This window comes from Donghicola sp. (assembly GCF_025210255.1).
Taxonomy (GTDB): Bacteria; Pseudomonadota; Alphaproteobacteria; order Rhodobacterales; family Rhodobacteraceae; genus Donghicola; species Donghicola eburneus.
The window spans coordinates 60,740-72,575 of the sequence record NZ_JAOARZ010000043.1; the positions used below are offsets into that span (position 1 = coordinate 60,740).

9 protein-coding genes are annotated in these 11,836 nt (G+C 55.5%); 8 read left to right on the top strand and 1 reads right to left on the bottom strand.

The genetic code is table 11. The features are described from left to right. The first annotated feature begins 39 nt into the window (after positions 1-39). The 3 genes from repA to repC all read left to right on the top strand — a co-directional run bounded on the left by repA (position 40) and on the right by repC (position 3,407). Positions 40-1,218 (top strand): plasmid partitioning protein RepA, encoded by a 1,179-nt coding sequence (gene repA, locus N4A58_RS19805; protein WP_072704552.1) that lies wholly within the window; start codon positions 40-42, stop codon positions 1,216-1,218. Beyond that, a complete protein-coding gene (repB, locus tag N4A58_RS19810; protein WP_293712980.1) occupies positions 1,218-2,168 on the top strand; it encodes a plasmid partitioning protein RepB in 951 nt (316 codons plus the stop codon). Before repA ends, repB begins: the two co-directional genes overlap by 1 nt. Positions 2,169-2,345: 177 nt before the next feature. Then, positions 2,346-3,407: a plasmid replication protein RepC gene (repC, locus tag N4A58_RS19815; protein WP_293712982.1), complete on the top strand. Its 1,062-nt coding sequence runs from the start codon at positions 2,346-2,348 to the stop codon at positions 3,405-3,407. 1,951 nt (positions 3,408-5,358) lie between these two features. On the opposite strand, the gene N4A58_RS19820 is transcribed toward repC, so the two are convergent. Further along, complete coding sequence (locus tag N4A58_RS19820) at positions 5,359-5,808, bottom strand: hypothetical protein (protein WP_143095418.1); 450 nt, start codon at positions 5,806-5,808, stop codon at positions 5,359-5,361. Positions 5,809-6,835: 1,027 nt separating this feature from the next. Here N4A58_RS19820 and N4A58_RS19825 point away from each other — a divergent pair. The 5 genes from N4A58_RS19825 (at position 6,836) to N4A58_RS19845 (ending at position 11,797) form a co-directional block, all read left to right on the top strand. Beyond that, the gene (locus N4A58_RS19825) at positions 6,836-7,204 is read left to right on the top strand and encodes a hypothetical protein (RefSeq protein WP_293712984.1); all 369 of its coding nucleotides are present in this window, start codon (positions 6,836-6,838) and stop codon (positions 7,202-7,204) included. Between the two features lie 301 nt (positions 7,205-7,505). Then, positions 7,506-7,781 carry a WGR domain-containing protein gene (locus tag N4A58_RS19830; protein WP_092465173.1) on the top strand — a complete coding sequence of 92 codons (276 nt, stop codon included), beginning with the start codon at positions 7,506-7,508 and terminating at the stop codon, positions 7,779-7,781. A 230-nt stretch (positions 7,782-8,011) separates the two neighbouring features. Further along, positions 8,012-8,509, top strand: a complete 498-nt coding sequence (locus N4A58_RS19835) for a TspO/MBR family protein (RefSeq protein WP_293712986.1) — start codon at positions 8,012-8,014, stop codon at positions 8,507-8,509. A 10-nt stretch (positions 8,510-8,519) separates the two neighbouring features. Continuing rightward, the gene (locus tag N4A58_RS19840) at positions 8,520-9,059 is read left to right on the top strand and encodes a CIA30 family protein (RefSeq protein WP_293712988.1); all 540 of its coding nucleotides are present in this window, start codon (positions 8,520-8,522) and stop codon (positions 9,057-9,059) included. Positions 9,060-9,493: 434 nt separating this feature from the next. Continuing rightward, positions 9,494-11,797 (top strand): FepA family TonB-dependent siderophore receptor, encoded by a 2,304-nt coding sequence (locus tag N4A58_RS19845; protein WP_293712990.1) that lies wholly within the window; start codon positions 9,494-9,496, stop codon positions 11,795-11,797. The last annotated feature ends 39 nt before the right edge of the window (positions 11,798-11,836 follow it).

Here is an 11,836-nt window from a genome sequence, read left to right on the forward strand (position 1 = left end):
CCTTGGTTCGACCGCATATGCCTGTAAGCAGGTGGAAATATGGTCGAAAATACCATTCGCATCAATGAACGAGTCCGCGTGAACGCGGAAAATATCGCTGCTGCGCTCGAGAATCATATGCTCACAGCCTTTGCGCCAGATGCGCGCAAAGAACTGCGCCTGTTTTCAGCCGGCGAAGCGGCGGAACTCCTCGGGATTTCAACGTCGTTCCTGCGCAAGCTTCACTTCGAGAACAAGATCGAGGATGTCCAGACCAGCGCGGGCGGTCGGCGCTATTACAGCGCCCATGACCTGAGCCAAATTCGCCAACATCTGGACAGCGTCGCCAAGGTCCCCGGCACCTATCTAAAGGGCCGCCGCGAGGGCGATCCGGTGCAGGTTCTATCCTTTCTGAACTTCAAGGGCGGTTCGGGCAAAACTACAAGCACTATACACACAGCACAGCGTTTGGCTCTTAAGGGCTACAAGATCTTGTGTGTGGACATCGATCCGCAGGCCTCGCTTACGACCCTGTTTGGCTACCGCCCCGAGGTTGATTTCTTAGAAACTGGAACGGTCTATGACGCGATCCGGTACGATGACCCCCTGCCCCTGTCTTCGATAATCCAGCCGACCTTCTTCGAAGGCATTGATCTGGCTCCTGCGGGTCTGGTTCTGCAGGAATTCGAGCACGAAACGCCGCGCGCTCTGATGGATAATGTGCAACCACCGTTCTTTTCACGGATGGCTGCCGCGTTGGCCGAGGTTGAGGCGAATTACGACCTGATCCTGTTCGATTGCCCCCCGCAATTGGGCTATCTGACCATGGGCGCGCTCTGTGCTTCGACCGGGTTGTTCATCACAGTCGTGCCGAACATGCTCGACGTAGCGTCTATGTCGCAATTCCTACAGATGAGTGCCGATTTGCTTGATGTCGTCAGCAATGCGGGCGCGGCGATGGATTATGACTTCCTCCGGTTTCTTATCAACCGGATGGAGCCGAATGACGGGCCCCAACAGCAGGTCGTAGCATTCCTGCGGAATCTGTTCGGGAACGAAGTCATGACGAATGCGATGCTGAAATCCACCGCGATTTCGGACGCTGGCCTGACTCACCAGACTATCTACGAAGTCGAACGCAGCCAGTTTAACCGCAACACCTATGACCGTGCTGTGGATTCACTGAATAGCGTGAACGATGAAATTGAGTCCCTCATCCAAGCAGCATGGGGTCGATAATGGCACGTAAAGGTATTCTCAGCACCAATCTCACGCCGAACAAGCCGGACGCCGCCCCGCGGCAACGTCTGATGCCGCAATCGGCCGTTGGTGCGCTTCAAAGCAGTCTGTCAAAGCTACAAGAGAACGCGATCCAAGAAGTCGATCCCAGTCTGATCGATAACGCGGGTCTCGAAGACCGGCTTGGGCTGGATTACACCGAACAAGAGCGCCTGAAGGAAAGCCTGCAGACCTATGGTCAGCAGGTTCCGGTGCTTTTGCGGCCCCACCCCACCGCACGTGGCCGCTTTGAGATCGTCTATGGCCGCCGCCGTCTCGCCGCCTTGCGGGAACTCGGTCTACCGGTCAAAGCCATGGTGCGTCAGCTCGACGATCACGCGCTGGTTATGGCACAAGGCCAAGAGAACAACACGCGGACGGACCTCAGCTTTATCGAGAAAGCGAGCTTTGCCGCGCAACTTCAGGACGCGGGGTACGATCGACCAACCATCGCGGCGGCCTTGGCGATCGATTTACCCATGGTCAGCCGGATGCTCAAGGTCGGCACCGCTTTTGATCTGGAGTTCTTGCGTCAGGTAGGCCGCGCCCCCTCTGTTGGGCGCGAGCGCTGGATGCAGCTGGTGTCTCTCTTCGAGGAACAGGCGGCGCGCAGCCGTGCCGGAATCTTTATGCGACGGCCCGAATTTACCTCGATGGACACTGACGCCCGATTCGAGGCGGTTCTCAAGGCAGCGCAGAACAAACACCGAGAGCAGCCCCCTGCCCCGCCGCAGGCACGCAAGGCCGCGATCAGTTCACCCGACGGTGCCGCAATCGCCACCGTCAAAGCCACGGACAAAGGCGTCAGCCTAACTGTGAAGACCGAAGGTTTCGACCGCTGGATCGAAGATAACGCCAGTGAGTTGATGAACGAATGGTTTGCCCGCTGGCAATCCGAACAAAGCGAATAACAGAGCAACGAGCAGTACAAGGAGGCACGACCCAGGACCCTGAAATAAGAAAAGCCCCCCAAGTAAATTGGAAGGCCCTTCTCGTCTTTAGCATCTTCGAGATAACCCGCCATTCCGAATCAGTCAACTCTGCCAGCTTGGTTAGGGCATAAATTTTTGCGTCCTTCGTGAAATAATATGACAGTTTTGACCCCCCGTTTCGTCGGGCGGCCGGTTTTGGCTGCACCCGAGGGATCGACTGTGGCCCGAGATAAGTGGGCTTTGGTTGATCGGCTGACACTCGCAGCCGAAGATTTCGGCTTGTCCCATCGAAATATTGCGGTCCTGCGCGCCATGCTGACCTTTGTGCCAGAGCGCGACCTGCCCGCGCGGATGGGCGTTTCCATCGTCTTTGCATCGAACCAAACCCTGAGCACCCGTTTGGGCGGCATGCCCGAAAGCACACTGCGTCGGCACTTGGCCGCACTGGTGAAAGCCGGTGTCATCGCGCGGTTCGATAGCCCCAATCGGAAACGCTACGCCAAACGGCTTGGCCACGGGATCGCCTGTGCCTTTGGATTTGATCTGGGTCCGCTGGCCGCACTGGCCCCCGAGATCGAAGCGCACGCCTCTGCCAGAGAGTTGCGCCAGCAAGAGCACGACCTTCTCCGCACGCAAATCCTACGCGCGCGTCAGACCCTCTGCGAGGCGCTCCTCGCCCGTGACATTGATCCTGATGGCATCCACGACCAGAGCCCCCTCCTCGCCCGCGCACGCCTTCTGCTGCGTCGCAAAAACAACAACGAAGAGCTGGAAGACTTGCTCAAGGATTTCGATGCGGTTTCTCTTTCATCAATTCCGGGCACCAGTGACAGCGAAAATGAGCGTCACCAACATAAGGAAAAAAATAAAAACTCTGATGTTGAGGTAGCATCAACAAGCAACGCTTTAGGTTTGAACTTGCTGTCTCAGTTCACCGAATACCAAAAAATGTTCCCGAATGCAGCGCATGACCTACATGACATCTCGAGCCACGCTGCATCTCTCGTCCCAATGATGGGGATCGACCAACCTGTCTATGAAGAAGCGAAGCAAGCATTGGGAACGGACATCGCTCCGATTGCTGTCCTGTGCATTTTGGAGCGGTTCGATCGGATCGAGAACCCAGGTGGGTATCTAAGGCATCTCACCAAACAAGCGCGAGAAGGCGATTTTAACCTTCGAAGACTTTTGAGCTCAATCGGGGGGATTGTCAGCTGACAACTCGCTCAGGTTTTCGAGACGACTTTGCCCTTCTGTCGGTGCCCAAAAGCCTCACCGTTCTGTGTCTTTAATTTTGGATACGCACTGAGAGGTCAAGAGTTCGGAGTGTTAATATTGCTGATGAAAGAGTTACGGCGCCGAGAAGCAAAATAGTAGAGCCTCCAATAGCCAAAGGGTCATGCGCACGCGATTACCCCAGAATGTGAACCTTACAGATTGATCCCAGGCACCGCCGGAAATCGGCAGCGCAGATTTCCAAAGCATCTGGAACGACACGGATTTTTGGCTATTCCAGCGATTGCAAGGATCTGACTGTAGCGTTTCGACATCGATGGGGTGCCTTGATGGTTTGACCACCTCTTATGTGAAAATTGCGCAGTCCCATCATTCCTGAGCAGTAGATTGTCAGCTGACAATCTGAAGGTCGTTCCTCAGAGACGCTTAGACTATTTCGGAATTCAGCTGGTGAGACGAGAACTCTTCGCCAAGATTTTTTTGGTCAAGCATGATCACTCTGAACGCGTTTCCTTGATGCGTTGCGCAGTTTTTAGCATGTCCCTGCAGTTCTCGGCACAAGTACTTCCAACTAAGAAAATGTCTTCACAGAGGCATCATTTCCGAAGCATCAGAACTGCGATATGACAGATCTGGTGCGGAACGTGTCGCTTGTTTTAGATAGCGTCGAAACACTGAAAAGGTCGGCTCGACCACGTCGGATGTTCCCAGAACCATTCCTGAATTCACCTCGATATCTACGGAACGGATTCTTTGGTGGGTGAAGCCAACTCAGGTCCTAGCGCGCGTCTCTGAAATCAGCGCCATTCCACGCAAGTTCCTACGCCTTCGAATGCTCTCTCTCGATCGGCTAGCGCTTCGGTCGGGGGAATTCTGCGTCGGGTCTTGCTTCGAACCTACAGGCATATGACGGCCTGCTGAGAATACTTCTGAGGGAAACGAACACGATATGGATCGTAGTTGTCTGGTCAAATTGTCAGCTGACAATCTTTGGCGGAACGCGTTTTCGAGTAGCGCCTCGGACGAACCAGATATGTCTGTCTGAAAAAAGAGTGTCCGCAAATAGTGGGGAGCATTGGCGTGATTGCACACGACGCCGGAACACAATCTACTATCCATCCTGCAGGTTGAGCTGTGACAATGTTGTGAGGCCAACCGAGAGTCTGAGAGTTACCCGCATCGCGCTAGCGAAAATTTTTCAATTGACGAATAGGCTAATGATGTCGCCGCCGCTTTGTTTGCTGCTTGTGTCCACCTGCGTGTGCCGAAGAGTATGAGCACATCGAGACCTTTGAGGCGAACGTGTCGGCTGCAACGTAAATGGCGCAATAGAGCAAGAAGCAGCATGAAACGAACGCGTCAGCCTTGCGAAGTTATACATCGGCGAATGACTGTAGAGCGTTCTAGCTGTCGGCACACACACAGGTATGGAAGATAGCGCTAGGGTAGGTCGGATGGACGATTTATCGGCGCTCGCTATTGCTTTGTACCCCGGCCGCATCAACGCGCCGCAAGATGAACAGATGTCAGGAACGGGCAGGCAATGTCTCGAAGTCGCTCATCGGTGACAAGATTGGACCGTCGTCTTGAACATCATAGGAGATTTGGAAGATGGAGCGACGCAGTGATCGGTGGTCGCTCAACGTCTTACGATTGAGCGAGAAAGAACATGCGCGGATATGAGATCGTTCTAACCCCGCCAAAGACAGAAGACAGACGGTTTAAAAACGAAGTGTGACTTGGCTGTTCTTTATAATGGTTGGCTCTAGCAGGGGGGCAAATGCCGACATGCTTCGACTTTTGAACTAAGCTGGCCGCTGCCCAAGAAATCTGATCGCTGACCTAAGGAATTGGAGCTAGAGCATGGACCCGCGTCGATATACATCTGAGGCCATTGGTAGGGCAGGGGGCTGAGCGCCCCCGGTGCCGGGTTTTAAGAACAGTAGCTGTAGCGATTGCCAGTTGCACGGATGATCTGCGCAGCTGTCAGAGGTTTTGCGCCGTAGTAGTTCCGCAGGCCCACTTGTTGCCAAAACCAGTTCTGAATTTCTGGCGGGTAGAACAGGACCATTCCTTTGGTCATCCGGTCCGACGCTTTGGTGGTCGGGGGGAAGATCGCGCTGACCGCGTGGAAGTGGAGCGTGACATTCGGGTTGTCGAAGCACAGGTTCTGGTCCAGCGCGAGGTACATAGTGCAGGCGGACTTGCAGTCGCCGGTGATTTTTACCTTCGTGCCTGCGCGAATGTAGTCGACGATCCGAGGGGCATAGTTTTGCACAACACCTCCGACGTCATTACGCACGACTTTGACCTGTGGGGGTTTTGCAGCAAAGGTTGCCGTTGCGAGGCAGGACAGGACTGCTGCCATAATTATCCGTCGCATTGCATTCCATCCAGTATCAATGCCTCGGGACGCAATGATCTGGCCCGTGCCAAAGGCGCAGGAGGTCACAACGCCGAAGCGGTTAGCATGAGTCGAAATCCAACATTTCTGTTGTTGGCACTGATTTTGGTTGTTGCAGGTGAAGTTTAATATCCGGTCAAAGGGCGAATGGCCGGGGTATTCGTCTTTCCGAGACTAGACGAAGGTGCAGGACCCGTTCGGCGGGGCACAAATATTCATCGCTGGGTATTTGTTAGCCACACGAACGAACGTAGATGGGTCATGAGTCTAGTTCCACGGGCAGTTCTAAAACGGTCAATCAGTGGGCCGTTATCTTATGGCTACAGCGCTAAATGACTGCTTTCGTGAAAAAGGGTGTCCTCTCAATTTGGAACGCTCTGAAATGGCTCCGGTAAACAGATGCGGATCGCACCTAAATCCAAAGTGAAGTCCCGCGACATGTTGCGCCTAAGAAATGAAGTCAACGTCGCGATATTGAGTTGAAATCAATTCGTGAGTTTATTTTATTTTTGGTCAATTTGTTTGATTGCAGTTAGCTGTGATTTAATCTCACAAAAATATCGAAGTAATAGTTTTGCAAAATGCAAATGAATCTATTGCGTGTTGGTTTCGCGATATTGTAGGGCTGATATTAATTTCTGAATTATATTTACTCTTTCCTCTCTAATTATTAGGGTGATCCAAAATGAAATTAATTGTTTGTCTATCGCTAATGATGTTTCCGACATTTATATCCGCCCAAGACGCCAGTGGCTCTTCTGTGCCTTTTCTCATCGGAGACGGTACGTCCGGAGGCGGCCAATCGGGAGGTGTTTCCCTTCAGGCCGCGCTTTCCAATGCAGGTCTCTCTGGCGGAGGGTTGAATGTCGGATCTTTGGCCCAAGCGGGGCTTGCGGACTCAGCCGTTGGCGGTGCGATCAACGTAGGCGACACCGATGCGGCTTCGTCGACCTCTAACACGTCGTCTGCGGGGACAAACTAAAGCCGCATCAGTCTGAAGTGAAACTTGGTTGAATTGAATAAGATGAAGAAGTTCCTCGTATATCTCGTTCCTCTGGCGATCCCGACCCTGGTTTGGGGGCAGGATGTTGCCGGTCAGGCGGCTGCGGCGCAACAAGGCGCGGCGACAGCTTCTGCTGCGGGCGGGCAGGCGACTTTGGCGACTGTGAACGGTGTGCTGACCAATGCGGCCAACCTGACCAACGCATTGAACGGGTTGGGGCTGATTGGCGGTGGTCTCGGGGTTGCTGGCGCGGCGACAGCAGGTGTTGCGGCTGTTGGCTTGGGAACGGCGCTGAGTGCGGCAGGCGGCGGGCAGGGCGGAGATTCAACCTCTTCTACCTCGGGTACCTCTTCTTCGAGCGGAACAAATTAATTTACCGGGGCTTTGGAGTTTGGCCTCACGCGTGTCAGTTATTCGATTTATTTTTATGACCTGACGTATTGTATGTAGAACTCTGCCAGCCCTGTGGTCTCCATGAATTGGGAAACCTCAGGGCTGGAAATTATTTTTGGTCTTGTAAGTTCTGATTGGCGGTGCTGCGTATTTCACGACCAGCAACGCGGCTGAGGTCTCGACTTCCCCATCCCACCCATCAAAGTTATGAATCATACGAGGTGCGTTGATTCTTAAATTGAATTGGACGTCCGGAGTCCCCGTCCGTCATACTTTGGCTATGACACATCAACCCTTTCCCAGAGTGAGACTGACACGTTGCGATCTCGCGCGGAATATGAGGCGGTTCTACGCGCTTTCGCTTGAGCCAAATCTGTTTGGAGAGACGACGCTTGTGCGGAACTGGGGGCGTATTGGGACCAGCGGGCAAAGCCGTTTGCACACATTCGATGATCCGGCCGAAGCGGCTTTGGCCTTTGAGGAATGGCGGTCTTTGAAGGCTCGCAAAGGTTATGTTCCTGAAACGGATCCGCGCTCGGGCGGTCCCGCGTCCTGAGTATCCGACTAAAATTGCGCCTAAAAACATGCTTCGGGGTGTGGGGGTCCGATGCGTGCTAGCTTGGCCCCATGACAGGAGGCATTTGGTTGAGACCCTGTGACTCAATGGGGCAGGCGTGATCTATGGCTTAAGATGGTCCGTAAAATGGGAACATTTGCGGTTCATGAGGTGTTCGTCAATCGACCACCCGCGCCGCGTTATGGTGCTTCACTCAACGAGATTTTTCCATGAGCCATTCGCTGACCCACAAACCCACCGGAATCCCATTGGATCGCCAGAGCCTTCTGACACTGGCCAAATTTCTGTTGTTGGTCATGGGGGGCGGTTTCCTGATCGGGCTGACGTTTACACCGGGCGAATGGTATGCGGCGCTGAACAAGCCGCCGTTCAACCCACCAAGCTGGGTCTTTGGGCCAGTTTGGACGGTGATCTATCTCTTTATCGCGATTGTGGGCTGGCGCATTCACCAGCGGGGCGATTTGCGGCACTTGCGTGGGCTGTGGTGGACGCAACTTGCGCTGAACTTCCTGTGGACGCCCGCATTTTTCTATCTGAACATGCCTTGGTTGGCCTTTGCTGTGATTGCTCCGCTGTTGGTGTCGATCGTCGCCCTTTTGGTGCGTCTTGCCCCGACAGATCGCCTGAGCGCCGCGCTTTTTGTGCCCTATGCCGGTTGGGTCGGCTTTGCGAGTGTGCTCAATCTTTCGATCGCGATACTGAATTAAGGGATGGACGATGAAGCAAATCCTGATGGGGGTGGTCATGGCAGCATCAATTGGAGCGTCCGCAGCAGCGAGCGACCTACGCTCTTTGAAGATCGCGCCTGATGCGGATTGGACGTTTTTGGCCGACACAGTGATGGGCGGTGTGTCCGAAGGGCAGGCAGAGGTCATTACCGAGACCGAAACCTATCTACGGCTGACCGGTACGGTGAGCACCGCGAACAATGGCGGCTTCATTCAGGTGCGGCAAAAGTTGTCCGAGCCACTGGCCAAAGAGAAGACAGGCGTCCGGCTCGTGGTGCGCGGCAATGGCGAAACTTACTACGTGCATCTTAGGTCCCGCAGCACGCGGCTGCCGTGGCAGTACTACCAAGCCCCATTCGAGACGAGCGCGGACTGGACCGACGTTCAACTGCCATTTGAGGCGTTCGAAGCCTCTGGCCGGTTGATGCGGGGCAGCCCGAGCGTGGACACGATCAAGTCCGTCGGGATCGTCGCCTTTGGCAAGGATCACGAGGCTTTGGTCGAAGTCCGCGAGGTCGGGTTTTACTGATTGTCCCGACCTAACTCATAAAACGCAAATCATGTGTTTGTAGAAACACGCCTTTTTCGGGTTGTACTTGACTCTATTTGTTGGGTATTGCCGCCTTAGCCGGTGAGCATAGGTGACTCTGTGAGTCATGATTCCTCCCATGCCATGTTTCCACCCACGCCCATCCTGCTGGCGCGCACAGGCAGAAACATCCCCACACCCTGAGCCCCTTTGATCGCGGTCCCCTCCGTACAAAGGACGAATGCCCGCTTCGGGCAAACTGTTGCCTGCGCGCGCGGGCGACCTAGCCGTTTACGGACGACGTATATGAAGAGTGACAAAATCTACCCTCTGGGTCTGACAGTCGCCGTTCGGTCCACGGCATTCCGCTCAGGTCTTTTGCGCCGGTCACGGCGCGCTCCCCTACCACGTTTGATGATACGAGAGGATTGTGCATGAGTACTGCACGCATGCGGCTGGCATCCGGGTCGGCCTTATTGCTCTGTTCCTTTGCGATGGGGCAGGCCGCCCTGGCGCAGGACGGACTGAATGACGAAGTGTTTGATCTGGGGACGGTGGTTCTGACCGCCGAAGAACAGATCAAACAGGCGCTTGGGACTTCCACCGTGACCGAGGGCGATATTGAGCGCTTGCCCGTGGTGAACGACGTTGCCGAGATTATCCGCAAGATGCCGGGTGTAAACCTGAGCGGTACGTCTTCGACAGGGCAGCGCGGCAACCAGCGCCAAGTGGACATTCGCGGCATGGGGCCGGAAAACGTCTTGATCCTGATTGATGGCAAGCCGGTTCTGTCCCGCATGTCGGTCAAGCAGGGCCGTTCGTCCGAGCGCGACAGCCGCGGGGATACCAACTGGGTCCCGCCAGAGATGATCGACAGCATCGAAGTCATCCGTGGCCCTGCAGCTGCGCGGTATGGCTCGGGTGCGGCGGGCGGTGTGATCAACATCGTGACCAAGGCACCGGACGAAGACTTCCTGCAAGTCGGCACCAGCTTTGACAGCCCCCAAAGCGATGACGAGGGTATGACCCAGCGTTACAACCTGCTCTGGGCCAAGCGCCTGAATGACGAGGTCGCGCTGCGTTTCTCGGCCAACTACAACAAGACTGACGCGGACTCCTATGACATCAACGAGTCCGAAATCGAGTGTACCACCGAGGCGGACGGCACCGAATCCTGCACAGCGGCCCAAGCGGGCACCGAAGGCGTGGTAAACCGCGATTACGCCGTGCGTCTGGATTGGGCGCCAAGCGCGGCGAACCAGTTTAACCTTGAGCTTGGCTATTCGCGTCAGGGCAACATCTATGCGGGCGACAGCCAGCTGGGGAATGGGCAGTTCCTGAACGTAGACCCGGAGTCGCTGGTCGATGATGGCACCGAAACCAACTCGATGGAGCGCCGCACCGTCGCGTTGACCCATATCGGCAGCTATGGCTGGGGCGACACGAACAGCTTTGTCCAGTTCGAACGGACCGACAACCGCCGCCTGAGCGAAGGCCCCGCAGGCCGCTATGAGGGCTCGATCAACAGCAGCGACAGCTATGACAAAGCGGTTCTGACCGCTGTTTCCGGCAAGTCCGAGGCTTTTGTTGGGCACAGCATCGGGGGCCGCGCTGCCGAACTGACCATGGGCGTCGAGGTGCGTTACGAAGAGCTGGACCTGAGCGGCTACAACTCTTTCTCCTCGCTCGTGGCCGAAGATGGCAGCATCGACACCTCGGACGGCGATCCGCTGACCTCGCAGATGACCGTGGGTCTGTATGTCGAGGACAACATCATTTGGAACGACAGCCTCACGCTTACACCGTCGCTGCGATTTGACCACGCCGATACCTTTGGCGGGACATGGTCGGGCGGGCTGAACGCCTCTTATGCGTTGAACTCCGCTTGGACGATCAAAGGCGGCGTGGCCAAGGCCTACAAGGCGCCGACTGTTTACCAAATGGCCGAAAACTACGTCTACGTCAGCTCTGGCAACGGCTGCCCCTATCCCTACTACGGGGACGGTCCGTGCTATGTGATGTCGAATGATGATCTGGAGCCGGAAACCTCGATCAACAAGGAGATCGGCATCCAGTACCAAGGCTCTCAGGGCATCAATGCGACACTGACCTATTTCCACAACGACTACCGAAACAAGATCCAGTCGGGCGTGGACCAGATCGCGACCCTGTCGGCCTATAACGCGCGCTATGACCTTTATTCGGACTCGCGCATCTTCCAGTGGGATAACATCCCCGAGTCCGAAGTGTCGGGTCTGGAAGGGAGCTTTGCTTGGGCCTTTGCGCCGGACTTCAACTTGACGGTCAACGGCACCTACATGCTGTCGTCGAAGCAAACGCTAGAGATCGACGGCGGAACCACCTCGGACGGGACCGCATACGGTGCGCGCACGATCGAGGTGCCTTTGTCCTTGGTGCCGAAATACACGGTGAATGCCGCACTGGATTGGTACGTGAACGACCGGTTCACCCTGACCCCGTCGCTGACGCACTACGGCCCGACCGACGCGCCCAAAGAAAGCGGTGTGACTGGCTATGACAACGACGATTCCGACGATGACCGCGATCCCTACACCTTGGTGAACATCGGGATGAACTATCGGTTCGGCAACGGGATTGACCTGAAGGCCGGTGTCACCAACGCCTTTGACACGCAGGTTCTGCGGTCCGGCAGTGGGGCACAGACCTACAACGAACCTGGCCGCGCCTTCTATCTGGGTGTGACCAAGACGTTCTAAACACAATACAGACGCCCGCAGTCGAGAGGTTGCGGGCGT

Excerpts from the sequence above, each read along its gene's own strand:
- repA (WP_072704552.1), top strand. The coding sequence starts at position 40 with ATGGTCGAAAATACCATTCGCATCAATGAACGAGTCCGCGTGAACGCG.
- repB (WP_293712980.1), top strand. The coding sequence starts at position 1,218 with ATGGCACGTAAAGGTATTCTCAGCACCAATCTCACGCCGAACAAGCCG.
- repC (WP_293712982.1), top strand. The coding sequence starts at position 2,346 with ATGACAGTTTTGACCCCCCGTTTCGTCGGGCGGCCGGTTTTGGCTGCA.
- N4A58_RS19820 (WP_143095418.1), bottom strand. The coding sequence starts at position 5,808 with ATGCGACGGATAATTATGGCAGCAGTCCTGTCCTGCCTCGCAACGGCA.
- N4A58_RS19830 (WP_092465173.1), top strand. The coding sequence starts at position 7,506 with ATGACACATCAACCCTTTCCCAGAGTGAGACTGACACGTTGCGATCTC.
- N4A58_RS19835 (WP_293712986.1), top strand. The coding sequence starts at position 8,012 with ATGAGCCATTCGCTGACCCACAAACCCACCGGAATCCCATTGGATCGC.
- N4A58_RS19840 (WP_293712988.1), top strand. The coding sequence starts at position 8,520 with ATGAAGCAAATCCTGATGGGGGTGGTCATGGCAGCATCAATTGGAGCG.
- N4A58_RS19845 (WP_293712990.1), top strand. The coding sequence starts at position 9,494 with ATGAGTACTGCACGCATGCGGCTGGCATCCGGGTCGGCCTTATTGCTC.